Origin of the sequence: Bradyrhizobium sp. RT6a (assembly GCF_040547675.1) — a bacterium.
Taxonomy (GTDB): domain Bacteria; phylum Pseudomonadota; class Alphaproteobacteria; order Rhizobiales; family Xanthobacteraceae; genus Bradyrhizobium.
This window is the reverse complement of the sequence record NZ_JBEPQC010000002.1, coordinates 49,796-72,743: the sequence shown is the minus strand read 5'-3', so window position 1 is coordinate 72,743 and position 22,948 is coordinate 49,796. Positions and strand designations below refer to the sequence as shown.

Here is a 22,948-nt window from a genome sequence, read left to right as displayed (position 1 = left end):
CCGCGAGTTCCGCTCCTGGCCCAGGCAAGTTCCAAGTCAATGCGTGGAACCTGACGGTACAAGGCGCTCAGTGTTTCACATCCGGCCGCGCATCGCCGACGAACCGGTCGCGGTTCGGCATTTTGACAGCCGCAAGCGATTTGGCATCGAGCGTCACATCCGCTCCAACCAGCCCGTTCAGGTTCAGGATGTACGCGGACACCGCATAAACCTCCTCATCGCTCAGCGATTGCGGCGCGTTCTGCGGCATCGCACGGCGGATGTAGTCGAACAGCGTCGGCGCATACGGCCAATAGCTGCCGACCGTGCGGATCGGCTTTGGCGTTGCGATCGTGCCCTGTCCACCGACGAGCCGGTCACCCAGCCCGCCCTCGCCCTTGTCGCCATGGCATGATGCACATTGCTGGGCAAACACTTCGCGCCCTTGGCCGACCGAGCCGCTTCCCTTCGGCAGATTGCTGCCGTCGCCTCCGACGTCGATATTCCAGCCCGCGATCTCCGCAGCCGTCGCGGGGCGTCCGATGCCGTACAGGCTTTGTGCTTGCGCCCCGCTCGCGAACGCACACAGCACGATGACGATAGCAATGCCGCAAGTCTCACGCCAGCGCATTGGTCACCTCGCCGTCGGCCGCGATGCGCCAAGGCCAGATCGCGTTGTTGTGGTAGAAATAGTTCTCGCCGCGCACCGCGAGCAACTCGGAGAGCGTCGGCTGCACATAGCCGGTCTCGTCGATGGCACGGCTCTGGATCACGGCAGGCTTGCCGTCCCACTGCCAGGGCAAGCGAAAGCGTGTCAACGCACGCGTCAGCACCGGCTCCTGCAATTGCGCGGTTTGCCAACTCTTTCCCTCGTCGACGGACACTTCGACGCGCGCGATCTTGCCATGCCCGCTCCAGGCGATGCCCGTGATCTCGTGGAAGCCGGGCGCGCCCAGACGCTGGCCGCCAGAGGGCCGCGTGATGATCGACTTCGCCTCCATGTAGAACGAAAATTCACGCGCGGTGCCATCCGGCAGCAGGTCGGTGTATTTCGAGGTCTCCTCGCGCGAATAAACCGGCTCCGCAGTTACATGCAGGCGCCGCAGCCACTTCACACTCATGTTGCCCTCGAAGCCCGGCAGCAATAGCCGCAGCGGATAGCCCTGCTGTGGACGCAGCCGCTCCCCGTTCTGGCTGTAGACCAGCATGGCGTCCTCGAGGCATTTCTCGATCGGGATGCTGCGCGTCAGCGCAGCCGCGTCGGCACCCTCGGCGACGACCCATTTGGCTTCCGGCTTCAGCCCGGCCTCCTGCAGCACCAGCTTGAGGCTGACCCCGGTCCATTCCGCACAACTCACCAGACCCACAAGATCTGACGCTGTCTTGCCGTAAGGCTTGGTGTAGCCGGGATTGCCGGAGCATTCGAGAAAGTGGACGCGCGATTCCGACGGGAAACGCCTGAGATCATCCATTGTGAAGATCAGCGGGTGCTCGACCAGCCCGTGCAGCATCAGCCGGTGCTGGACCGGATCGATGGTCGGAACGCCGCCGTGATGACGCTCGTAAAACAGGCCGTTCGGCGTGATGATGCCGTCGAGCTCCTGCAACGGCGTCCGACTTGAGGCAGAGATGTACTGCTTGAGAGTCTTCGAGATGTTCTTCACGACTCCCTTCTCGAACGGCGATGGCGCGCCATAGAGCTGGCCCCCCGTCGGCTCGCCCGGCGCCCTCATCCATTCGGGAACATTTGGCGGAAGGTTGTCGGTGCCGGCGGCAGCCGATGCGCCGACGCCCAGGACGGTACCACCCGCAACCGTCGCGCTGGTGTGCAGAAAATGACGGCGAGTCGTGCCCGCCGATTTGTCGTCGGCATCGAACGTGCGGCTCATTTGCGGATCCTCGGCTGAAGCGCGACCCGCATGAAACATTCTGCGACGAGCATTTGCAATTCGCTCCTGTTTCAAAAACAGGCGATTTCGACCGCGACTGATCTAAATCTGGCGGGCGCGACGGCAATTCCCTTCTTCGCAACGCACAACGGCTCGTCCGTCACTCGCCCGGCGCGATCGCATTGCTCGGGGTCGGCCGGTCGGCGATCTGCTGGCCGAACAGGCTGCCGATCAGTTCAACCGCGGTGCGTGCGGTGCAGCCACGCTCGTCAAGAAAAGGATTGAGCTCGACGATGTCGACTGATCCGACCACGCCGGAATCGTGCAAAAGCTCCATGATCAGATGCGCCTCACGATAGGTCGCTCCGCCCGGCACCGTCGTGCCCACGCCGGGTGCGACGCAGGGATCGAGAAAATCGACGTCGAAGCTGACATGCAGTACGCCGTTACTGGCCCTGACGCGCTCGATGACGCGGCGGATCAATACGGCGACGCCGAACTCGTCGATCTGGCGCATGTCGACAACCCTGATCCGGCGCGTGCGCATCAACTCCTTTTCGAGCTTGTCGATTGAGCGCGCGCCGAACAGGTCGAGCCTGTCAGGATCGATCGAGGCGCGCGGATCATCGCCGAGCAATCCGTCGAGGCCAGGTTCGCCGCACAGGAATGCCGCCGACATGCCGTGCATGTTGGCGGTGATCGTCGTTTCCGGCGTGTTGTAGTCGGCATGGGCATCGAGCCAGAGCACGAACAGCTCGCGTCCGCGCTCCTGCCAGTGACGGGCCATGGCATTCACCGATCCCATCGACAGCGTGTGATCGCCACCGAGGAAAATCGGCAGCGCGCCGGTTTTCGCGATCTCGTAGCCTCTATGGCTCAGCACGCGCGTCCAGCGCTGGATTTCGCGGTAGTGATTGGCTTTGTCGGGAGGCACGTCTGCGAGGTCCCGGAGCTCGGCCACCGAGAGATCGCCGTAATCGACGACCTCGAAATCTAGGCTCTCGAGCAGTGTCGCAAGGCCGGCGGTGCGGAGCGCCGCAGGACCCATCAGGGTACCGCGCTGCGAAGCCCCCATGTCGATGGGAGCGCCGAGCAAGGCGATGCGCCGGGCTCGATCCGTCGTGGTTCGATCGGTCACAGCTGTCTCCTGAGATCAGCAAGATTGAGCCAGCCTAACAGAGATTCGCATCCGTCGTTTCACGGGGAAGGTCCGCGCAGGGGCGCATCCTCTCGGAACAAAAGCCCGCGCGCCGAATTGCTCATCCAAGGCCGGTACCCGCCGTAAAGACCACGGCGCCTGTCGCGGATAGCCAAAGGTCGTCCGACCCGCTGTTCAGAACGAGCGCTCGCGCGGATAGCCAAAGGTATCGGCCTCCGCCAACACATGATTGCCTGGAGGTTGCGCACTTGAGCACGGAGATCCCGCAGTCCACCTCACATCCCGGCATGGCCGAGCGCGCCATCGATGCCGCGACGGACGTATCCCGCACCATCGGTGAAGTCGCAGGTGGCCTGCATGCAGCTGTCGACCGCATGACCTCCGCTATCGACGAAGCTCGAAAGCCGGGCAAGCCCCTGGCGACCGTCGCCGCGATCACGCGCGAAGCACCGCTTGCCAGCCTGTTCGTGGCTTTCCTGTTCGGCGTCGCGGTCGCGCGTCGGCGCTAAAGACCGAGCGGACCCGTTCAGGCGGCACTAACGGCGGCGCACTCGACCGCGAGGAATTGCCGCTCGAATGCTTCCGCCGGCATCGGACGGCCGAAGAAATAGCCCTGGCCTTCCTCGCATCCCATGCTCACCAGGAGATCGGCCGTAGCGCGGTTCTCGATGCCCTCGGCCACGACCGTCAGTCCGAGCTGTTTGCTGAGGCCGATGGTCGACCCGACGATCGCGGCATCATCGGAGTTCGCGAGCAGACCGAGCACGAACGACCGGTCGATCTTGAGTCCATCGAGCGGAAACTTCTTCAAATAGCTCAGGCTTGCATAGCCAGTGCCGAAATCGTCGAACAGGACGCGGACGCCGAGCTGCTGGATGCGCTTGAACATGTCGAGCACGCGGGCTTCGTCGTGAAGCAGGATGTCTTCGGTGACCTCGAGTTCGAGCAGCGACGGCGTGAGCCCTGTCGCTTCGAGCATCCCCGCAACTGAATGTGCGAGATCGCCGGAGTGGAGCTGCGAGGGCGACAGGTTGATCGCCACCCGCACTCTGTCGCCGGACAATTCCCAGGCGCGTGCTTGCCGGCAGGCGGTCTCCATCACCCAGTTTCCGATCCGCTCGGATAGGGCTGAGCTGTTGACCACCGGCATGAACTCTCCCGGCGAAACGTAGCCGCGCACGGGATGCCGCCAGCGGATGAGAGCTTCGGCCCCGACCAGGCTCGCGTCGATCAGGCGAACCTGGGGCTGGTAGAACAGTTCGAACTCGCCGCGATCCGCGGCGAGCGCCAATTCACCCTCCAGCGTCAGCCGGTTCTCCAGCTCCTCTCGGATCGCGCTCTCGAAGACCACATAACCGCCGCGCCGCGTCAGCTTTGCCTTGGTCAGCGCAAGATGACCGTTGCTCAGGAGATCGTCGGCGTTGTGCCCGCCTTCTGGATGGACGGCGACGCCGATGCTGATCCTGACGCGATGCTGCCGCGTGCCGGTCGCAAGCGGCGCTTCGAACGCGCGCGCAATGCGCTCGGCGAAGTCCGCGATCGGCTCGTCGCCATCGGCGCCTTTGCGCGCAATGGCGAATTCGTCTCCGCTGAGCCGGGCAACGATAGCGCCGTCGCCCGCCTGGTCCTTCAAGCGGCCAGCGACCGCCTGCAGCACGAGATCTCCGGCGGCATGACCGAGCATGTCGTTGATGCTCTGGAAACCGTCGAGCCCGATGACGAGTAGCGCGACCTCGCAAGGGCGCTGCCCCGCATCCGCGATCATGCCGACCAATCCTGCATGCAGCGTGTTGCGGTTGGCAAGACCGGTCAGCGCGTCGTACTCGGCGAGATATCTGACGCGTTCGGCCTCGCGCTTGCGGACCGAGATATCGCGCAGGATAGCTCCGTACTGAAAGCCGTCCGTTCCCTGCCAACCCGAGAAGCTCGCCTCGACCGAGAAAATTTCACCGTTCTTGCGCCGCCCTTCGAATTCAACGACGACCGCTCCGCCGGGGACCAGGAGTGCCTGGCGCGCGGCGTCGCGCATGGACGGCCTCGCGTCACCGTCCACCGACACGGCGCACAGCGTTTCGAACGGGCGGCCGATGATCTCGGCGGGCATATAGCCGAAGATCGCACTGGCGCCGGGATTCCACACGGTGATCAGCTGACCTTCGTCGGTGCAGACGAGGCCATCGCCGAGCGACATCGCGATACGATGAAAGCGGCTTTCGGCGATGCGCCCCAACAGACCGCGGAAGTCGATTTCGTCGAGTGCGATCGCCGTCAGATAAGCCACAATCGCGATGTGGAACAGCGATGTGTCGATGATGAAGGGCCATCTTGCCTGCACGAGGACCGCAACCAGTTCGAAGATCGCTCCGGCTGAGATCAGGAGTGCGACGCGAATTCCCGGTCCGAAGCGGCGCCACGAAAACACCATCAGCAGGCAGATCACGGCGAGACCCAGGATCATGCCGGTATCGGAAGTCCAGCGCAGCATCCGGCTCTGGAGGATCGATTCCGCTGCCAGCGCCTGGAGGATGGGTCCGGAGATGATGCGGCCATTTGGAACGCTGAAGCGGTCGCCAAGCTCGAGCGCCGTCGCACCAATGATGACCTTCTTGTCTCTCAGCTTGTCGAGAGTAGCCGGTTCGCCGCGGAGCACGTCGACATACGAGACACTCGGAACGGAGCCCGCCCGAATGCTGAAATCGATCAGGAAAGGAGGCCGCCGATTGGCGTCCTGTCCGGCCAGCACGACGGCCATCGACGGCATCAAGGCGTCGCCGAGCTTCTCGCCGAATGGATAGCGGCGAACGAGCCCGTCGGATTCGATCGCAACATTGACCAGCGCCGGCCACGACTGATTGCTGAACGGCTTCAGGGGCCGATTGATGTGAGCTGCGCCGCCATTCGGCGTCGGCTGCTTGAAGGACGGCAGGATCGTCGAGCCGCCGACCTCACGCAGTGCGTTGACGAAGGCCTCGTCGGAGGCCGGATCGGATGGCGAGCTGAAATCGACGTCGAACGCAACGTCCTGCGCCCCCGCGGCCTCTAACCTGTGCAACAGTTCCGCGTGCAGCCGGCGCGGCCAGGGCCATACCCCGATCTGCTCGATCGAGGGCGCGTCGATGGCCACCACGACGACATTGCCGCTCGCGGCACGCGATTGCCAGGCGAACCGCAGGTCGGTCAGCGCGTTGCGAACCGCGCCATGCCACCCCGTGGACAGCACGATCGCAAGCGCGATCACGACTAGAATATGCGGACGATAGCGCTTCACTCCGATCCTCCCGCGCACCGGCTTCTGCTGGTACGCCCCCTCATCCCCTAAGAAATCGCCTCAGTGCTTGTTGTGGCCAAAGGCATTGCCGTGGCCATTGCTGCCGTTGCCGCCGCCATTGCCGTTGCCGTTGTTGCCCCTGCCGTTACCGGTGGCGCCGGCGTTGCCATTACCATTGCCGTTGCCGGAATTCCCATTGCCGGAATTGCCGTTACCGGAGTTGCCGTTGCCGGAGTTGCCGTTGCCGCCAGCATTTCCGTTGGCGGCCGCTGCGGCGATCGCGGCGCCTGGATTTGACGAACTGCTGCTGCCAGCCGTTACGGCACCACTTGTCGTCACCGCAGTCTGGACGGTGCTGTTGGATGCTGTCGTGCTCGCTTTCGAGTCACTCCAGACTGTCTCGGTGCTGGCATGCGCGTTGCGCACCTGCCCGGGAGCAACGCCACCGTGAGCGAGCCCGCGCGTGACCTTGTGGACGTTCAGCTTGACCTCGCCGAGCGAACTCGAGATGCGCACGACGCCGGGCTTTGCAGCACCGCCCTTGGGCGCGTGAGCTCCGGCCGCCTGCTGCGATTGCTTGGGCGTGGCGGCCGCCTTGGTGCCCTTGTCAATCGGACCGAGCGCATGGATCGCATGGCCGTTCGCGGCGTTGCGCGGGGCGGCCAGGCCCGATTTAGGCACGGGGACGCGCTCGATGCTCGAGGCGCGCGGCTTGCCGTGCTCGATCGGATTGAACGTTCCGGAGCCGCTCAGAGAGAGGCCTGGCTTGCCATGCTCGAAGACGGTGGCGGCCTGCCCCGGCAGGACCTGGGCGATCTGCCCGGTCTTGAAGTCGGAGACCTCGACCTGGCCGCGGAGCACGCCGACCTTGGTGCTGCCCGCATTCACGGTGACGCTGAACTGCGTTCCCTTGACGACGGCGGCGAGATAGGGCGTCTCGACCTCGAAATGCTTGACGTTGCGCTTCTCGACCTCGAGCAGGATCGAGCCTGCCTGCTGGATGATGGTGGTCGAGAGACCGTCCTTTTTCTCCGTCGGTAGGCCGACCACCGAGTTGGGAGAGATCAGGATCGTTTCCTCGCCGCGGACGAGCAGCACGCGTCCGTTACGTCCGGTGCGAATGGTGTCGCCGGGCTTGAGTGCCTCCTGCTGGTTCAACGAAACCTGCTGCGCGCCGCTGGTGGCCACCCAGACCTCGCCGGTGGCCTTGCCGACCGACCAGACGCCGTCGTCCGCGGCGGATGCGGCGGAAGCCGTTCCCAGGATCAGCGCAGCCACGAAGGCGCACTGCATTCCAATCTTGTTCAGCATGACGATCCTCAGTCCGCGTTACAGCCAGTCCTGAGGGGTATCCGAAATCACTCAACATAGGATTAGCGGGTAGCGGCCAGCGGGGTGGTCGCGTTAACGGTTCATTGACCATAAAAAACTATGAAAAATCATGGGGCTAACGAACTCTTACCGCATGAGGGGCACATCTCCGTCAAACTACGGGGGCAGCCGCGTCGCGCGCGTTGAGAAGCGGCATCTCGTTACCACAATGGTGCTGTTGGCACCGTTTTTCGCCGGAGTTCCTCAGGCTTTCGCACAACAGGCGAACCAGCCGGGCTTCGATCCGCGCCAACCCGAAAAATATTTTGAAAACCAAACCGAGCGGGAGTCGCTGAACCGTCCTACGGTCAGGCTGCCAACAGTCGACCAGCCCAACACCGGCGGCGATACCAAGCCTCAGTTCGTGCTGCGCGGCATCAACGTCAGCGGAGCCCGGGCCGTTTCCCCCGATCGGATCGCCGCGGTCTACCAGCCCTATGTCGGCAAGAAGGTTTCGCAGGCGGATCTCGCCGCAATTGCCGGCGCGATCAGCGATCTCTACCGCGCCGATGGTTTCCACTTGAGCCGTGCGATCGTGCCGCCGCAGGATATTGCCGACGGTCTGCTCCGGATCCGGGTGGTCGAAGGCGCCATCGTGCAGGCCGACCTGAAAGGCGACGGCGCCGAGCAGTTCGGCGTGAGACCGATGCTTGGGCCGGTTCTGGCGGAGCAACCGTCGCGCTTGGCAACGCTGGAACGCCAGCTCTTTCTCATCAATAGCAGACCTGGCGTCCGGATCACCGATACCGCACTCGAGGAGATCGGCGGTGCATCCGGCCGCTTCCGCCTCATCGTCTATTTGAAGACCTGGCACGTCTTCTCCTCATTCGGTCTGGACAATCTCGGCTCATCATCAGTCGGTCCGTGGCAGACCTACGCGACCGGCGCGTTCAACTCCTATCTCACGCCCGGTGACACGCTGGCCGTCAACCTGTCGACCATCGCCAACGACCCCCGCCAGCTCGGCTTCGCACGGCTGTCCTACGATGCACCCGTCGGCGTCGACGGCGTGCGTCTCGGCGGGTCCGTCCTGTACAGCGCGGTCAGGCCGGGCGATGCCCGCCGCCTCGACAGCGACATCACCACGACCGAGGCGTTCGAGCTGCGTGCCAGCATCGTCCCATTGCAGTCGCAATTGTCCTCGCTGACCCTGACTACGGCGATGACCTTCAGCAATGTGTCCGAGCATGACCTTTACGGCCCCTGGTACAACGACCACATCAGGACCGCGAGCCTGACCGCCGATTACCGGCTCCAGGATCATGTGGGCGGCACCAATTTCGCGACATTGACCTACCGCCAGGGCCTCGACATCTTCGGTGCCTCGCATTTCAACGACGACCTGTTGTCGCGCGATGGCGCGTCGTCGAACTTCTCGGTGCTGAACCTCTGGTTCACGCGCTACCAGACACTCAACGACGTCTGGTCGCTCAAGCTCTCCGCTGCGAGCCAGACGGCGTCACGGCCGCTGTTCACCTCGCAGCAATTCTATCTCGGCGGCGCTGCCTTCGGCCGCGGCTATGGCGCAGCAGAGATCAGCGGGGACAACGGTCTTGCCGGCTCGCTCGAACTGCGCTTCGACCAAAAGCTCAATTTCCGCTACTGGACCGGCTATCAGCTCTATGCCTTCGGCGACGCCGGCGCCGTCTGGAACGACGGCTACCGCCTAAGCGACGGCCTGTCGCTGACCTCGGCCGGAGCTGGCGTGCGATTCTTCCTGCCGGACGATTTCCAGGCCGATCTCGGCGTGGCCGTCCCCCTGAGCTACCGGGCGCCCGACAACGAGCGCCGCAGCCCGCGCTTCCTGTTTACCCTGTCCAGCGCACTGCGGCTCTGCTCCGAACGCGGCAAGGGCGGTTGTCTGTAACCCCCTTGTGCTTCGCGCTGTGGCCCCCGACATGCGGCCCTTTTTGGGGCGTGGCTCACAGACTTGCCTAAATTTAATCCCGTAACCTGCTCACGATCGCTCGATCCGGGATTTCCCAATGGCCATGTTCAGTCAAAAGTGATTTGAGACGGAACCATGAAAAGGGTGTTTGCAGTTCTGGCGTTTCTCTGCGTCCTCGGCGTCGGCCAGTATTTCGTCGTCAGCCGGTTCGCGATCCGCCATGAGGTTTTGACCCTGTTCGACGCCGCGCGCCAGCGGCCGATTGCGGTCGAAATCGCTGTACGGCGCGATTACGAGACCAAGGCCAATCTCGGCCTCTGGAAGCTCCCGCTCGCCATCATCAGCAACGGCAATACCGTCAAGGCCACCGAATATTCCTTCCTCGCCAACGTGCTCGCCGCACGCGGTTATCTCGTCGCCAGCATCCAGCAGGATCTGCCGAGCGATCCGCCGCTGATGACCAAGGCCGGCCAGCAATATGTCGGCCGGCGCGAGGTCTATATCCGCTGCGAGGCCAACATCCTCTTCACCTTGGGCGAGTTGAAGCGGCGGCAAGAGAACGCCGACTACGACCACATCACGCTCGTCGGGCATTCCAACGGTGGCGACGTTTCGATGTATGTCGCCCATCAGCACCCGGAGCTGGTGTCGAAAGTGATCACGCTCGACAATCTGCGGGTGCCTTTCGTGCTTAGCGACAACATGAAGATCCTGTCGTTCCGCTCGAAGGATCCGCATTTCGTAACAGATCCCGGCGTGCTGCCGACGCCGGAAGAGGCCAAAGCGCGCGGCATCGACATTATCCACACTGGCGCACAGCATACCGAGATGAGCGATCGCGGTCCCGATGCCGTCAAGGAGAAGATCCAGGCAACACTCGACCGCTTCCTGCGCGACAGCGCCAGCAGCGCGCTCGCCCCGGCCGATACACGAAGCCCGATGATCATGAACCCCGGCGACTATTAGTCCGGCCCCTTTGCGGCAGATCAAGGCTGCCGCGAGCCGGCCACGATAGAAAGGGCCTCGCCATCTCGGAGAGGCACGTGTCGCACTCCATCGAAAGCCTTGATACGAAAAGACTCGATACGACAAGCTTTGTCCTGCCCGCGGGAAGGACGCCGAGATTCGCCCGGCATCTCTATCGTTCGGCCCGAAAGCTGCTGCGGTCGATCATCGCCCGCATCGACCTCTCGCAGTTTCCGGGTTCGTGTTGCGGATGAGGACGGCGTCGCGATCCAACAACACACAGGGTTCCCCATGCACCGGCATTTAAGACGAATTTGCCTGCTGGTTGCAGTGGCCTCGAGTATGGGCACGTCGTCCGCTCTCGCCGCCGATGCAGATCACGGCGCCGACCTTGCGAGGCGCTGGTGCGCCAGCTGCCATGTCGTGGCGAACGGCCAGACCCAGGCGAGCGCCGACGTCCCCTCTTTCGCATCCGTTGCGCGCAGGCCCGACTTCAGTTCGGAAAGGCTCGCCTTTTTCTTGCTAGATCCGCACCCGAAGATGCCGAATTTCCCCTTGAGCCGGACTGAAGCCGGCGACATCGCGGCCTACATCGCATCGCTGCGTTAGCAGAGCGGCCGATCGGTCGAGACACTTGCGACAAATGCAAATCCCTGCCGGAGAACCGACAGGGATCGGCAGAAGGATGATGGGCTGTGAATGAGGTCCATTCGCCGGCCCATCATGGACCGGTACCCGCATCGACGTGCGGATATCCACGCGGCGCAGGTCCAATCTGTGGACGCGCCGTAAACACACCGACAGTCAGGACTTGCCCTTCCCCGGCTGCATGAGGCTGCCGGTCATCTGCCGCATGTGGTCCCCGGCACTGGTGAACTGGCTGCGCAGGAAATCCGATTGGATTCGCATCGCCTCCTGAAGGTCGGTGGCATGGACGAGCTTGCGAGCATGCTCAAACGCCGACTTCATGTTCTGCTCGGTGAAAGCGAGCGCCTGCTTCGACACGTCCGCCCCCGCGCCCGGAACGGTGGTCATCGATTTGGTGGCGGCTTCGAAAAACATTCCGAATGCCTTTTCCGCCTGGTCAATCGTCTTCTCGGCCAAGTCGCGCAGTTCGGCCGGAACTTCGAGCTTCGGTTCGATCATGGTCGCACTCCTCCCGTTTTCTGAACTGAATACCACACTTGCCGGATCGCCTGCCAGCGTCCAGCCGGGGGAAGACATGCCCGGCGGCCGGCTCTGGCAGGCAAACGAGGGGCAAGGCGTAAGGCCGGCGCACAGGCCGGCTCAGGACAGGGGGTGTTCGGGAAGGGTTTCTTCGGTGGCTAGGTCTTCGACGAGCTTGATGACCTCGAAACGCTGCCGGGGCGCGAGCTTCAGAAACGCACGCAGCAGGCGCAGGCTTTCGACGGTGCCGCTTGCAGGCGCGCCGAGCTTGAGGTGCAGCTCAGCTGCGAAATTGAGGTTCTTCATCTCGCACCTATGACAAGCATCGAACTTCGTGATCCAACATCGAGGTCCCGACTAAGAACCGAACGCTAGAACCGGATGCCATAATCGGATGTTATGGCCGGGGGAGCCCGGTAGGTTCGCACGCCGAGCTACGTGTGCAAGCGGGCACACCTGAACAGGTTGCAATTATGTCAAGAAACAACTCATCCGGCAAGCCTAACGGTTGGCGCAGCGATGCTTCGTCCGCATCGCGCCACGGCAATTCCGGATAACAGGAATATAGGCCGCCGTCACCCACCTGCGTCAAGAAGCGTCATCGATCAGGCATACAGTCTCGATCGCCGTCAATCGACGCTGCGTTTCGTCTTCTTTCGGATGTGAATGGACATTGGTGAACGCGAATTAGCGCTTCTTCAGCGTATGCACGTAATTGTTGAGTCCGGGATCGGCGGTTGTATCGTCGACGAAATAAACGTTGATCTCGCGCCACGGATCGGCAGCCACAGCGCGGCCGTATTTGTTTCTGGCCGTGAACCATTTTCGAGGAGCAAACGACAAAGCGGTGGCGAAACAGTCACGCAGATTATGGGCGCTATGGCCGATGCATTGATCGATTCGGGCGCCCCAGCACCAAAGGACGACGGCATGCTTTCCCGCTGCGATCTCATCAAGGGCGCCGCAGTCGCGCTTCTCACCTTCTCGATACAAGGCGCATGGGCGCAGGAGACCAGGATGAACCTGTTCAAGATCGTCACCATCAAGGACGAAATCGTCGTCGGATTGTCGACAGAGGAGCTTCAGGCGCTCGGCGGCAACGATGCCAGCGCCGTTGCACATGCTCTGGCACAGAAGGGCGATCTCACCGTCTGGCAATACAACGTGCATCGCGGTCCGAACGGCGAATTACAGCAAGCGCCGACCGCCAGAATAGGGCTTCTGGCCAACGCCTCGCTGCGCGTGGAGCCCTATACCACGACCTACCAGATCCTCCCGCATCCCTAAGCAGCAGACCGGCGCTCCCGCGACCGCGGTCGCGGGAGCGCCATTGTCATCTGCCTTGCCCTGCACGCCGTGTCCCCGTTTCCGTCGCAAAGCCATAGATCAGTGCCAGACGATCCAGGCATTCACGAAAACGTCGGGCAAAATAGTCGGTCCAGCGCTGCGTACGGACGGCGCGACGCTGGCCGATCTCGTCCATGGTCAGGCCCAGCACCAACACGTCGTGCACTAGCGCGGCGCCGTCGGTGCCGAGTTCGCGCTCGACCCGGTTCAGCCGCAGCACCGCCTGGCGCTGGCTCTCGGTGACCGGCTCGCGGGTGCGCGCGCCATCGACATATTCGCGAGTCGGGTCGATTGCCTGAAGGCCGCGCTCGGCCCTCTCCCAATCGTTCTGGAAGGCGCGCCCGCCGCGATATTGCGCCTCGTCGATCTGATGGTGCGCGTGCAGCCGGCCGAGCGGATCGCTGCGGATCGACCGCACGGCCATGATCTTCTCGCCGGGGTCGAGCGCCAGCGGATTGTCCACCTCGACTTCCGCCACCTCCGCATTGAACGGTATCTCGCGTGAGCGTCGGTCGTAGACATTCGCCAATTTGTAGGATCTGTTGCGTCGGACACGTGCCACTCGGGTACTCCTTGCGAAACTGACATTGAACGGCGGTCGTCGGATCAGGCGGCGGAGACCAGCCTCAGCACGACGGGGCCGGCGACGCGCGCGGAGCCGGCTCCGGCGCGGCGCGTCAGGCGCGCATGCGGCGCGCAATAGCTCGAGCCCGGCTCGCGCGGATGGCCGCAGAAGGTAATCTCCTCCCCGTCCTTGTCGCCGCCATAGGGATAGCGACAGTCCTCGCTGGCGAGTTCGACCAACGGGACCAGGCGCGGCTGGACGCCGACGCAGCGCAATTTGACCGGCTCGGCAGGCTTCATCGCGGATTTCGGCGGCAGGTTCAGTAACCCGGGACGGTGCGGGAGGATAAGGCAGGCTCCAGACGGTAGCACCGGCACGATCGACGGGCTCGTCGTCCGCACCGGCACGATCAGCCCGAGCCGCTTGGCGCGACCGACCACCGCGTTACGCGTGTAAGCCGTTACAAACCTTGCGTTAATCTGTCTTCCGATCTCCGCATAAGACATTCCCTTGAGAAAATAGTCGCGAAGCGCGTCGGAGTGCTCCGACGGCCAATGGCCCGGTTCCATGCTGCTGTCCTGTGATGCGCCTCCTCCGATCGCACGATCGCGAGGCGGAGCTAACATTCCGGTATTCCGAAGCCCAAGTCAAGCGATAATTCTGATATTCATAATTGCATCAATTCCGAATTTCGGATTACAAGAGGCGGAACGATGGACAATCGAGGGAATCACATGTTGGACGCGGCAATGATCGAACGGGGCTTGGAAAAGACGGGCAAGAGCAAGGGCGGCCTGGCGGCTGCCATGGGCGTTCGCCCCGGCGCTGTCTCGGAGATCCTGGGCGGCGAACGCCTGGTGAAGGCTTCGGAAATTATTCCGATCATGGAATATCTCGAGCTCAATCTCGCGCCGATCATGGGCCGCGTTGGGGCCGGTGCCGTGATCGAGCCGGATTATGAGCAGGTTCCCCCCGAAGGCCTTGGCGACATCGCGTTGCCCTTTCCAATCATGGAGGAGACCATCGCATTCGAGATCGTGGGCGATTCGATGCTGCCCAAATACGAGAGCGGCGACGTAATCGTGGTCTACAAGGACCAGCGCCATCCGCTGTCGAGCTTCTACGGCGAGGAGGCCGTGGTCCGGCTCAAGACCGGCGAGCGCTATCTGAAGACCATCGAGCGGGGCAAATCCCCCTCCGTCGTCAATCTCACCAGCTTCAATGCCAAGCAGATCGTGGGCGTGAAACTGGAGTGGGTCGGCGAGATCTGCCTGTCCATGCCCAAGGGCCAGCTGGAGCGGCTGCGCGCCAAGTCGGCGCGCCCTCGCAAGAGGAGCAAGTAGGCAGCAATTTCCGTTTTTTCGAAACTGACCTTGACTTGATTCCGTTTTTCAGAAATACTCTGCCGTGCCCACCATGGGGCACGGCAGGATCCTTTCATGCAGTATTTCGTCGTGATGATCGACTATGGGCGTCGCGGCCGCGAGGCGGTGGTCGACCCTGAAATCACCAGGCGCGAGGTCATTTCCCGCGTCGCCTCAGGTGAATATCGGAACATCTCGTTCATCCAGGAGATAGTGGAGAACTCGGTCGAAGACGTTACCGAGACGATCCTCGCTGAGGCTGCCCTGCCCCGGATCCCGCCCCAAGAAGTCGACCTCCAGGCCCTGCGCCTCGATCACGCCCGCGATCTGCGCAAGCACGAGCGGACGTGACGCAGGCCCAAGCGACCCGCACCACGCCCCCGTTCGGAGTTCACACCGTGAGGACGGTCGATCCCGTGGTCTTGCGCCCAGCGAGATCGGCATGCGCCTTGGCGGCGTCCTTCAGTGGGTAGGTCTGGTGCACCTCGATCTTGACCGCGCCGGACTTGACGACGTCGAACAGCTCGCCTGCCATCGCGACCAGGCTCTCACGCTTCGCGGCGTAGGTGAACAGCGTCGGCCGGGTGACGTAGAGCGAGCCCTTCTGCGCGAGCAAACCGAGATTGAGCGGCTCGACGGCGCCGGAGGACGCACCGAACAGCGCGGCGACGCCGAGCGGCGCGAGACAGTCGAGCGACTTCAGGAACGTATCCTTGCCGACGGAATCGTAGACCACCGGCACCTTCTTGCCGCCCGTGATCTCGTCCACCCGCTTCACGAAATCCTCGCGGCTGTAGATGATGACATGGTCGCAGCCGTGCGCCTTGGCGAGCTTGGCCTTCTCGTCGTTGCTGACGGTGCCGATCACGGTCGCGCCGAGATGCTTGGCCCACTGGGAGAGAATCAGGCCGACGCCACCGGCGGCCGCATGGAGCAGGATGGTGTCGCCGGCCTTCACGCGATAGGTCTGCCGGATCAGATATTGCGTGGTGAGCCCCTTCAGCATCATCGCCGCCGCGGTCTTGTCGTCGATACCATCCGGCAGCTTCAGCAGTCGGTCGGCCGGGATCAGCCGCGCCTCGGAATAGGCGCCGAGCGGCGAGGCGCCGTAGGCGACGCGATCGCCTGGCTTCAGATCGGTGACACCGGGCCCGACCTCCTCGACGACACCAGCAGCCTCGCTACCAAGCCCGCTCGGCAGTTGCACCGGGTAAAGGCCCGAACGATTGTAGATGTCGACGAAGTTGAGACCGACGGCGGTGTGGCGGATGCGCGCCTCGCCCGGTCCGGGCTTGCCGACACTGGCCTCCTCCCAGACCAGCACTTCCGGACCACCAGTCTTGTGAAAGCGAATGGCATGCGTCATGGGCGTTGCTCCCTTATCGTTGAGGTCGAAGTCCGAATACCGGATCGGGCTTTGAAATAGGTATTTGGTCCGCCCGTCACAGTACAGAGACGCAACAAGAATGTCACAGCGAACGACAAACCTCCGCCGTTCCGCCTCTGTTCGAAAGAGTTGATGTCGGCCTTGCGCCAGCCGGCAGTAGCCTTCGCGCGGGTTTGGAGGTCGTCTGCGAAGGAGAGCCGAGATGCCAGCTTATGTACAGCATCATCAGGATATCGAAATCGCGCCTGTGATTTGCCCTGCATGCATGGGGTTCCTTCCAATGTATGTGCGCGAGGTCGAACCGCATTGGAGTCTTGCCAAGATCGACTTCGTCTACGAATGCGCCGATTGCGGCGCTGAGGTCAGACAGACGATCCGCAAGCCGGAGTTGCTGCGGCACTGATCGCGCGGCCGGTGGCCACCCGACTATTTGCGCTGAGCGGAAAAACCGCCCACTCGCGCGGGTCTGGCCTCTCCCAAACGAGGCTTGTTCTTTGCCGTGAACGCAGGCAGAACAAGCCTCAAACAAGACCTTTGGGAGCGCCTTTTCGTGGCTGAACAGAAGCCTTCGACAGCGATCGAGGCAGTGGAGAGCGGCCTCGCCGCGCAAGGCTACATCGCGAGCCGGCAGATCGCGACCGCCGTCTATTTATCGCAGCAGATCGAGAAACCGATCCTGGTCGAAGGCCCGGCGGGCGTCGGCAAGACCGAGCTTGCCAAGGCGATCGCGGCCTGGCGCGGCCTGAAGATGATCCGCCTGCAGTGCTACGAAGGCCTCGACGAGGCCAAGGCGCTCTATGAATGGAAATACGCCAAGCAGCTTCTCTACACGCAGATCCTCAAGGACAAGCTCGGCGAAGTCCTTGGCGGCGCGCAGACTTTGCACGCTGCACTTAATCAACTCCACGATTTCGGTGACGTGTTCTTCTCCAAGGAGTTCGTCGAGCCGCGGCCGCTGCTGCAAGCGCTGGAGCAGCCGGGCGGATGCGTGCTCCTGATCGACGAGATCGACAAGTCGGATGCGGAATTCGAATCGCTGCTGCTGGAGATTCTCTCCGACTTCCAGGTCACGATCCCAGAACTCGGCACCGTCTCCGCGATCGCGCCGCCAACGGTGATCCTCACCTCCAACAGCGAGCGCGATCTCGGCGACGCCTTGAAGCGGCGCTGCCTGCATCTGCACATCGGCTTCCCCGAGCAGCGGCTCGAGGAGCGCATCGTCGAGAGCCGCGTCCCCAACATTTCGCAGACGCTGCGGCGGCAGATGGTCGGTTTCATCCACGAAATCCGCTCGCTCGACCTGAAGAAGCTGCCTTCGGTCAGCGAGACCATCGACTGGGCGCGCGTGCTGGTGCTCTTGCAGGCCTCGGAGCTCGACACCGAGATCGTCAAGGACACGCTCAACGTGCTCCTGAAATACGAGGCCGACATCGAGGCGGCTCAGCCTCAGATCACGACCTTCATTGCCAAGGCAGCACGATCCAACGTCTTCGGTTGACGCCGATGCGCGAGAATATTCATCGTTTCTTCCGTGCGGCACGGGGCGCCGGCGTCCATGTCTCGCCTGCCGAAAGCATCGACGCGATGCGCGCGGTCGCGCAGGTCGGCGTTTCCGACCGGACCATCCTGCGCGATGCGCTCCTTCTGACGCTCGCCAAGTCGCAGGACGAAAAGCTCGCGCTCGGTGACTGTTTCGATCTGTTCTTCAGTCAGCCGGAGCCGCGGCAGGAACAATCTGAAGCCAACAGCAACGATGTTTCGGAGGACGCGGATCAATCTCCGTCGTCCGGCGAGGCCAGCGATGCGAGCGGCGGTTCGCCTCCCGCAGAATTGGGGCCCCTCGCGCAAATGCTGCTGTCGCAGGATCGCAACGCGATCAGCGCCGCGATCGCCAGCGCCTCAGGTGCGGCCGCCCTGTCCGACATCCGCTACTCCACCCAGCGCGGCATCTTCTCCAGCCGCATCCTCGACGCCATGGGGCTCCAGCGACTACGCGACGATCTCGACGAGCTGACCGCGACCAATCCGGCACTGGCCGAGCGGCTTCGCGCCGCGCTCGATGCCTTGCGCGAAGCCGTTCGCGACACCGTCGCGCAGGGGCTTGCGCTCTATGCCCGCGAGGAGGCCGAAAACCTCCGCAATGAGATTCTGCGCAACGCGCCGCTTGCCCGCATCGAGCGGCGCCATGTCGCGGAAATGCGCGCCCTCATCCGCCAGATCGCGCGACGCCTGCGCGAGCGCTATTCGAAACCACGCAAGCGCCAACGCCGCGGTCATCTTGACGTCCGCCGCACGCTGCGCCGCAACGCCGCCTGGGGCGGCATCCCCTTTCTCACGGCGTGGAAGCGCAAGCATCGCGACCGGCCGAAGATCGTGGCGCTCTGCGACGTCTCCGGCTCGGTCGCGCAGGTCTCGGATTTCTTCCTGCTCTTGATCCACTCGTTGCACGAGGTGGTCGACGACGTCCATTCCTTCGCCTTCTCCTCGCATCTGATCGAAGTCAGCGACATCCTGGAATCGAAACCACCGGAAGAGGCGATGGCCGAGATCATGTCCAAGGTCGGCTTCGGCTCCTCCGACTACGGCTCGTCGCTGGCCGATTTCGAGAAGGAGCACATGAGCGCGCTGACGCCGCAGACCACGGTGATCGTGCTGGGCGATGCCCGCAGCAACAATCTCGATCCGCGCGCCGACATCCTGCGCCGCATCTCCGAGCGTTCGAAGCGGCTGGTCTGGCTCAATCCCGAAGGACGTCTCGCCTGGGGCTTTGGCGATTCCGAGATGCCGCGCTATGCGACCTTCTGCAGCGTGGTGCGTCAGTGCGCCACCGCGCAGCAGCTTGAGCGCGCGGTGTCCGATATCGTGGCGACTTATCAGTAGGCCCTACCGACAGCCGGCGTCAGTTTCGCGCCAGCTCCGTGTGAGCCACATTGCACTCCCGGAAATGATAGGCGATCTCGTCAAGCGCGCGCTGCTCCCATTCTTGAGCTTGCGCAAGCCAGAAAACCTGGCGCTGGAAATCAAGCGCGGCGCGCTCCCGGCACAGCGATTCTTGATTGCGAATTTCGACCAGCCTGTTCATGCACTCCACTCCTGGCGTGAAGCCATTCCGCGCGATCAGCGTAACAGAATCTCGAACCCTTCGTCTCATGATTTCTGTGCATATTGCGACGCGGAATGAGACAGCAGCGCTGCCCGTGCAGCGCGGTAGTTCGCGGACGAACGCAAGCCCACATCATCAATACGTGATCGAGCCCCGGGACGATGTTCATGATCGAGCGATCTTAACTCTTGTGACGCAATGGCGTGCAGCAATTTGTGAAGAGAAGTTCTAAACGCCTCATCGAATTCCCGACTCATTGTCGTCGCACGATCTTCATGCAGCGCCTCTAACAGAGGCGCACGAACGGCACTATGGCTTGAGGCAACATGAGCAACGACATCGACTTCGATCTATCGCCGGACCAATGGGAGGTTCTGAAGGCGCTTCGCAACCCGGTGTCGAACGGTCGCCTTGCGAAGGCCTATCTCATCGAGAGCCTCGTCAAGCTTGGTCTTGTCGACGTCGGCGACGGTGGGCCGGTCATGACGCCGAATGGACGCAAGGTGCTGGTACGCGGATCTTGTCGGCTGCTGGATCTCGCGGCGTGACGCGGCCACCCGCGTGCGGAACGATTGCAAAATCGCCCTTCCACGTGACCGACGGCACCTCGAACGGCCCCCGGGGGCCGGTGCGGGTGTCCGGTCGCACCGCAAAAGCGACCAACTGGACCTCCTCGTCAGCGAAACGCGCGACAATCTGGCACGCTAGTTGCTCCTTTCGACGATCGAGACGTCGTCAAAACGGGGAGTCATCATGTCAACCATTGCCGCGGCCCCGGCCGCCGAGCCAAAGCCGCTCTACACATCGCTGTTCGTCCAGGTCCTCGCCGCGTTGATCCTCGGCATCATCCTCGGCGTGGCCGTCCCGGATTTTGCCATTTCCCTCAAGATTCTCAGCGACGCCTTCCTGAAGCTGATTTCTATGATCGTGGCGCCGATCGTGTTCTGCGTCGTCGTGCACGGCATTGCCGGCGCGGGCGACCTCAAGAAGGTCGGACGGGTCGGTGTCAAAGCGTTGATTTATTTCGAGGTGATGACCACAGTCGCGCTCGTGGTAGGTCTCATCCTCGCCTACACTTTCGGCCCCGGCCACGGCATGAACATCGACCCCTCGACGCTCGATGCCAAGGCGCTCAATACCTACGCCGACAACGCCCACAAGCTGCAGGGCGGCGGCATCGGCTCCTTCCTCCTCAACGTGATCCCGAGCACCTCGTTCGACGCCTTATCGCGCAACGACGTGCTCCAGGTATTATTTTTCGCCGTGCTGTTCGGCGTGGGTCTCGCGCTGGTCGGCGGTGAGAAAGGCAAGCTCGTCACGTCGATGATCGATGCCGCCTCGACCGTGCTGTTCCGCGTCATGGGGCTTATTGTTCGCGTTGCTCCACTCGGCGTGCTCGGCGCAGTCGCCTACACCGTCGGCAAATACGGGGTCGGCTCGCTCAAGCAGCTGGTCTCACTGGTGGCGCTGTTCTACGTCTCGGTCGGCATCTTCGTGTTGGGCGTGCTCGGCGGCGTGATGGCGCTCGCCGGCATCAACATCCTCAAATTCCTCGCCTACCTGCGCGAGGAATTGACCATCGTGCTCGCGACCGCCTCGTCCGACGCCGTACTGCCGCAGATCATGAAGAAGCTGGAGCGGATGGGCGTGAAGGATTCCGTCGTCGGCCTCGTAATCCCGACCGGATATTCCTTCAACCTCGACGCCTTCTCGATCTACCTCACGCTCGCAGTCGTCTTCATCGCGCAGGCAACCAACACGCCGCTGTCCTTCGGCGACCTCCTGCTCGTGCTCGGCGTCTCCCTGATCACCTCGAAGGGCGCGCATGGCGTGCCGGGCTCCGCGATCGTAATTCTGGCGGCGACGCTGAACGCCGTGCCGAGCATTCCGGCAATCGGCCTCGTGCTGGTTTTGTCGGTCGACTGGTTCATCGGCATGGCCCGCGCGGTCGGCAATCTCACCGGCAACTGCGTTGCGACCGTGGTGGTGGCCGCCTGGGAAGGCGACCTCGACCGCGCCAAGGCGGCCAAGGTCCTCGACGGCGGCGAGCTTGTGGACGTGACGGCGGGATAACCCCTCCGCTCAGTCATTCCACTGGAGGAGCGGCGTTCCGTGCGCCCTCCTCCAGACGGAGAGGAAACGCGGAAACCAGGAGTGGGCCACGGCGCCCTTGTAGGCCCAGGTGCGATATTTCAGGCCCTGTTCCGAGATCAGTTCCTGATAGCCGCCGTGGACTTCGGTCGCGGTGCGAATGTCCTTCAGAATTCCCTGGGCACAGGAACGGTAGGTATCGCTCCCCGAGAATTCGTCGTAGTCCAGCATGCGATCCGCGAACTCGACGTTGAACGTCGGCCAGGAAGAACGCCCCTGGTAGGCGGGAGCCGCGATCTTGTGGATCATCTTGTTCCGCGGATTATCCGCGGACACCAGGAAGTGGAATGTGCCGGGGATGCGAAAGCGTGGCTCCCCAATGATCAGATCCGCCGTGGCCGCGAACAGCGCGCGCTCGGCCGGCTCGCTCATATCCCAGAAGCCCAGATGCACGCTGACGAAATCCAGCGCGACCGAGAACACCGGCGAGCCCGTGGGGCCGTCCAGGGAATGCCTGATATAGCCACCCTTGCCGAACAGGCCGAGCAGGTCCCTCTTGTACTGCGCCAGGTCGCGTCCGAGCAGCCGCTTCAGCTCGTTCTCGTCGACGATTCCGAGCTGCACGCCCCACACGAACGTCGTGTAGACGCAGGCATTGGTGACGAAACGCCTGCGCTCGGCGCGCGTGTCGGTTGCCGCGGAGCGCGGAGCACTGGCATCGCACAGCAAACACCTCGTGTCGCCCTCATTGAACGGCTCTAGCTCGCTTGCGAGCTGGAGGATCGCGCGCTTCAGATCACCGCCATATTCGGCCAGCAGCAGGCGACCGGCATGCGCGCATTGCGACATCGCCAGGAAGGATGACGCTCTCTCCTCGGCAGAGATCATCTGCTGCAGGCCGGCCAGAATGCCGAGCAGCGTATCCGAGGGGCGTGAGAAATAGTTCACGCCGAGATACCGAAAGCGCCCCGCCGGGACGATGGTCGTCGTGACGACATTGGCGCGAACCGCTTCCAGCAGCAGGCGGACGCTCTTTTCGAGCAGACGAGCCCGCCGCACCGCATCCTGCGAATCCATGATGGTCTCGGGGTCGAGGACGTCGGGATAGAACCAGGCGAAGTCGCGCGGATAGTACGCAGATGCGTGCGGTGCGCCGGTGACGAGAAACGACTCGGTCAACGAAAAGGCGCTGTCCATCGAGTGCCGGTAGAGGTCCTCGATGGCCGTGAACGGATGATGTGACCGCCTCAGGAATCGATCACCGAGAAAGTTCACCGCCTGAAGCGCGTTGGCGACGAAGGTCGCCGCCACACCCTGGTAAAACCGGTTTTCGCGATGGGATGGAAAAGAGATGCCGCTGTTCATAGGCGCCGTCGAATGGTGTCTCGTGGTCCGGCGGGAGGC

Annotated in this window: 24 protein-coding genes; 12 read left to right on the top strand and 12 right to left on the bottom strand. The window is 63.0% G+C overall.

Features of this window, described 5'->3' with window-relative positions; all coding sequences use genetic code 11:
- Positions 1-67: 67 nt before the first annotated feature.
- From ABIC03_RS10130 to rocF, 3 genes are all read right to left on the bottom strand, one after another.
- Positions 68-610 carry a c-type cytochrome gene (locus ABIC03_RS10130; RefSeq protein WP_354057692.1) on the bottom strand — a complete coding sequence of 181 codons (543 nt, stop codon included), beginning with the start codon at positions 608-610 and terminating at the stop codon, positions 68-70.
- Positions 597-1,868: a sulfite dehydrogenase gene (gene soxC, locus ABIC03_RS10125; RefSeq protein ID WP_354057690.1), complete on the bottom strand. Its 1,272-nt coding sequence runs from the start codon at positions 1,866-1,868 to the stop codon at positions 597-599. Before soxC ends, ABIC03_RS10130 begins: the two co-directional genes overlap by 14 nt.
- Positions 1,869-2,028: 160 nt before the next feature.
- The gene (rocF, locus tag ABIC03_RS10120) at positions 2,029-3,006 is read right to left on the bottom strand and encodes an arginase (RefSeq protein ID WP_354057688.1); all 978 of its coding nucleotides are present in this window, start codon (positions 3,004-3,006) and stop codon (positions 2,029-2,031) included.
- Between the two features lie 269 nt (positions 3,007-3,275).
- Here rocF and ABIC03_RS10115 point away from each other — a divergent pair, with 269 nt between their 5' ends.
- Entirely contained in the window at positions 3,276-3,536 is a 261-nt protein-coding gene (locus ABIC03_RS10115) for a hypothetical protein (RefSeq protein ID WP_354057686.1), read from the top strand.
- A 17-nt stretch (positions 3,537-3,553) separates the two neighbouring features.
- Here ABIC03_RS10115 and ABIC03_RS10110 read toward each other — a convergent pair whose 3' ends face one another.
- Together ABIC03_RS10110 and ABIC03_RS10105 are read right to left on the bottom strand one after the other, a co-directional pair.
- Positions 3,554-6,295, bottom strand: coding sequence for an EAL domain-containing protein (locus ABIC03_RS10110; RefSeq protein WP_354057684.1), 2,742 nt, complete (start codon positions 6,293-6,295; stop codon positions 3,554-3,556).
- Between the two features lie 60 nt (positions 6,296-6,355).
- Positions 6,356-7,606 (bottom strand): FecR family protein, encoded by a 1,251-nt coding sequence (locus ABIC03_RS10105; protein WP_354057682.1) that lies wholly within the window; start codon positions 7,604-7,606, stop codon positions 6,356-6,358.
- A gap of 130 nt (positions 7,607-7,736) precedes the next feature.
- Between ABIC03_RS10105 and ABIC03_RS10100 the strand changes: the two genes are divergently transcribed.
- The 3 genes from ABIC03_RS10100 (at position 7,737) to ABIC03_RS10090 (ending at position 11,129) form a co-directional block, all read left to right on the top strand.
- A complete protein-coding gene (locus ABIC03_RS10100) occupies positions 7,737-9,533 on the top strand; it encodes a ShlB/FhaC/HecB family hemolysin secretion/activation protein (RefSeq protein ID WP_354057680.1) in 1,797 nt (598 codons plus the stop codon).
- Between the two features lie 156 nt (positions 9,534-9,689).
- The gene (locus ABIC03_RS10095; RefSeq protein ID WP_085384826.1) at positions 9,690-10,520 is read left to right on the top strand and encodes an alpha/beta fold hydrolase; all 831 of its coding nucleotides are present in this window, start codon (positions 9,690-9,692) and stop codon (positions 10,518-10,520) included.
- 291 nt (positions 10,521-10,811) lie between these two features.
- Positions 10,812-11,129, top strand: coding sequence for a c-type cytochrome (locus ABIC03_RS10090; protein ID WP_275169764.1), 318 nt, complete (start codon positions 10,812-10,814; stop codon positions 11,127-11,129).
- 195 nt (positions 11,130-11,324) lie between these two features.
- Here the strand turns inward: ABIC03_RS10090 and ABIC03_RS10085 are convergent, their stop codons facing one another.
- Entirely contained in the window at positions 11,325-11,666 is a 342-nt protein-coding gene (locus tag ABIC03_RS10085) for a phasin (RefSeq protein WP_007601491.1), read from the bottom strand.
- 141 nt (positions 11,667-11,807) lie between these two features.
- On the bottom strand, positions 11,808-11,993 hold the full coding sequence (locus ABIC03_RS10080) for a hypothetical protein (RefSeq protein ID WP_007612798.1): 186 nt from the start codon (positions 11,991-11,993) through the stop codon (positions 11,808-11,810).
- Between the two features lie 624 nt (positions 11,994-12,617).
- On the opposite strand from ABIC03_RS10080, the gene ABIC03_RS10075 reads away from it, so the two are divergent.
- Complete coding sequence (locus ABIC03_RS10075) at positions 12,618-12,974, top strand: hypothetical protein (RefSeq protein ID WP_007612800.1); 357 nt, start codon at positions 12,618-12,620, stop codon at positions 12,972-12,974.
- A 46-nt stretch (positions 12,975-13,020) separates the two neighbouring features.
- Here the strand turns inward: ABIC03_RS10075 and ABIC03_RS10070 are convergent, their stop codons facing one another.
- The gene (locus ABIC03_RS10070; RefSeq protein WP_354057676.1) at positions 13,021-13,596 is read right to left on the bottom strand and encodes a hypothetical protein; all 576 of its coding nucleotides are present in this window, start codon (positions 13,594-13,596) and stop codon (positions 13,021-13,023) included.
- 44 nt (positions 13,597-13,640) lie between these two features.
- On the bottom strand, positions 13,641-14,168 hold the full coding sequence (locus ABIC03_RS10065; RefSeq protein WP_354057674.1) for a GcrA family cell cycle regulator: 528 nt from the start codon (positions 14,166-14,168) through the stop codon (positions 13,641-13,643).
- A 165-nt stretch (positions 14,169-14,333) separates the two neighbouring features.
- On the opposite strand from ABIC03_RS10065, the gene ABIC03_RS10060 reads away from it, so the two are divergent.
- Positions 14,334-14,942 carry a S24 family peptidase gene (locus ABIC03_RS10060; protein WP_007601486.1) on the top strand — a complete coding sequence of 203 codons (609 nt, stop codon included), beginning with the start codon at positions 14,334-14,336 and terminating at the stop codon, positions 14,940-14,942.
- Positions 14,943-15,038: 96 nt separating this feature from the next.
- Positions 15,039-15,314, top strand: a complete 276-nt coding sequence (locus ABIC03_RS10055) for a hypothetical protein (RefSeq protein WP_354057671.1) — start codon at positions 15,039-15,041, stop codon at positions 15,312-15,314.
- Positions 15,315-15,354: 40 nt separating this feature from the next.
- On the opposite strand, the gene ABIC03_RS10050 is transcribed toward ABIC03_RS10055, so the two are convergent.
- On the bottom strand, positions 15,355-16,329 hold the full coding sequence (locus tag ABIC03_RS10050; protein ID WP_354057670.1) for a quinone oxidoreductase family protein: 975 nt from the start codon (positions 16,327-16,329) through the stop codon (positions 15,355-15,357).
- A gap of 223 nt (positions 16,330-16,552) precedes the next feature.
- On the opposite strand from ABIC03_RS10050, the gene ABIC03_RS10045 reads away from it, so the two are divergent.
- From ABIC03_RS10045 to ABIC03_RS10035, 3 genes are all read left to right on the top strand, one after another.
- Positions 16,553-16,753, top strand: a complete 201-nt coding sequence (locus ABIC03_RS10045) for a hypothetical protein (RefSeq protein ID WP_007612817.1) — start codon at positions 16,553-16,555, stop codon at positions 16,751-16,753.
- Positions 16,754-16,900: 147 nt separating this feature from the next.
- On the top strand, positions 16,901-17,848 hold the full coding sequence (locus ABIC03_RS10040) for an AAA family ATPase (protein ID WP_354057668.1): 948 nt from the start codon (positions 16,901-16,903) through the stop codon (positions 17,846-17,848).
- 5 nt (positions 17,849-17,853) lie between these two features.
- The gene (locus ABIC03_RS10035; RefSeq protein ID WP_354057666.1) at positions 17,854-19,230 is read left to right on the top strand and encodes a vWA domain-containing protein; all 1,377 of its coding nucleotides are present in this window, start codon (positions 17,854-17,856) and stop codon (positions 19,228-19,230) included.
- Positions 19,231-19,249: 19 nt separating this feature from the next.
- On the opposite strand, the gene ABIC03_RS10030 is transcribed toward ABIC03_RS10035, so the two are convergent.
- Positions 19,250-19,432 carry a hypothetical protein gene (locus tag ABIC03_RS10030; RefSeq protein WP_354057664.1) on the bottom strand — a complete coding sequence of 61 codons (183 nt, stop codon included), beginning with the start codon at positions 19,430-19,432 and terminating at the stop codon, positions 19,250-19,252.
- A gap of 347 nt (positions 19,433-19,779) precedes the next feature.
- Here ABIC03_RS10030 and ABIC03_RS10025 point away from each other — a divergent pair, with 347 nt between their 5' ends.
- Both ABIC03_RS10025 and ABIC03_RS10020 read left to right on the top strand, forming a co-directional pair.
- Positions 19,780-20,001 (top strand): hypothetical protein, encoded by a 222-nt coding sequence (locus ABIC03_RS10025; protein ID WP_354057662.1) that lies wholly within the window; start codon positions 19,780-19,782, stop codon positions 19,999-20,001.
- A gap of 205 nt (positions 20,002-20,206) precedes the next feature.
- Positions 20,207-21,526, top strand: coding sequence for a dicarboxylate/amino acid:cation symporter (locus ABIC03_RS10020; RefSeq protein WP_106946554.1), 1,320 nt, complete (start codon positions 20,207-20,209; stop codon positions 21,524-21,526).
- A gap of 9 nt (positions 21,527-21,535) precedes the next feature.
- On the opposite strand, the gene ABIC03_RS10015 is transcribed toward ABIC03_RS10020, so the two are convergent.
- Positions 21,536-22,909, bottom strand: coding sequence for a hypothetical protein (locus ABIC03_RS10015; RefSeq protein ID WP_354057660.1), 1,374 nt, complete (start codon positions 22,907-22,909; stop codon positions 21,536-21,538).
- Positions 22,910-22,948: the final 39 nt, after the last annotated feature.

Coding starts and splice junctions, on each gene's coding strand:
- ABIC03_RS10130 (WP_354057692.1), bottom strand. CDS start 610: ATGCGCTGGCGTGAGACTTGCGGCATTGCTATCGTCATCGTGCTGTGT.
- soxC (WP_354057690.1), bottom strand. CDS start 1,868: ATGAGCCGCACGTTCGATGCCGACGACAAATCGGCGGGCACGACTCGC.
- ABIC03_RS10105 (WP_354057682.1), bottom strand. CDS start 7,606: ATGCTGAACAAGATTGGAATGCAGTGCGCCTTCGTGGCTGCGCTGATC.
- ABIC03_RS10100 (WP_354057680.1), top strand. CDS start 7,737: ATGGGGCTAACGAACTCTTACCGCATGAGGGGCACATCTCCGTCAAAC.
- ABIC03_RS10095 (WP_085384826.1), top strand. CDS start 9,690: ATGAAAAGGGTGTTTGCAGTTCTGGCGTTTCTCTGCGTCCTCGGCGTC.
- ABIC03_RS10090 (WP_275169764.1), top strand. CDS start 10,812: ATGCACCGGCATTTAAGACGAATTTGCCTGCTGGTTGCAGTGGCCTCG.
- ABIC03_RS10085 (WP_007601491.1), bottom strand. CDS start 11,666: ATGATCGAACCGAAGCTCGAAGTTCCGGCCGAACTGCGCGACTTGGCC.
- ABIC03_RS10080 (WP_007612798.1), bottom strand. CDS start 11,993: ATGAAGAACCTCAATTTCGCAGCTGAGCTGCACCTCAAGCTCGGCGCG.
- ABIC03_RS10075 (WP_007612800.1), top strand. CDS start 12,618: ATGCTTTCCCGCTGCGATCTCATCAAGGGCGCCGCAGTCGCGCTTCTC.
- ABIC03_RS10065 (WP_354057674.1), bottom strand. CDS start 14,168: ATGGAACCGGGCCATTGGCCGTCGGAGCACTCCGACGCGCTTCGCGAC.
- ABIC03_RS10060 (WP_007601486.1), top strand. CDS start 14,334: ATGTTGGACGCGGCAATGATCGAACGGGGCTTGGAAAAGACGGGCAAG.
- ABIC03_RS10055 (WP_354057671.1), top strand. CDS start 15,039: ATGCAGTATTTCGTCGTGATGATCGACTATGGGCGTCGCGGCCGCGAG.
- ABIC03_RS10050 (WP_354057670.1), bottom strand. CDS start 16,329: ATGACGCATGCCATTCGCTTTCACAAGACTGGTGGTCCGGAAGTGCTG.
- ABIC03_RS10045 (WP_007612817.1), top strand. CDS start 16,553: ATGCCAGCTTATGTACAGCATCATCAGGATATCGAAATCGCGCCTGTG.
- ABIC03_RS10035 (WP_354057666.1), top strand. CDS start 17,854: ATGCGCGAGAATATTCATCGTTTCTTCCGTGCGGCACGGGGCGCCGGC.
- ABIC03_RS10030 (WP_354057664.1), bottom strand. CDS start 19,432: ATGAACAGGCTGGTCGAAATTCGCAATCAAGAATCGCTGTGCCGGGAG.
- ABIC03_RS10025 (WP_354057662.1), top strand. CDS start 19,780: ATGAGCAACGACATCGACTTCGATCTATCGCCGGACCAATGGGAGGTT.
- ABIC03_RS10020 (WP_106946554.1), top strand. CDS start 20,207: ATGTCAACCATTGCCGCGGCCCCGGCCGCCGAGCCAAAGCCGCTCTAC.
- ABIC03_RS10015 (WP_354057660.1), bottom strand. CDS start 22,909: ATGAACAGCGGCATCTCTTTTCCATCCCATCGCGAAAACCGGTTTTAC.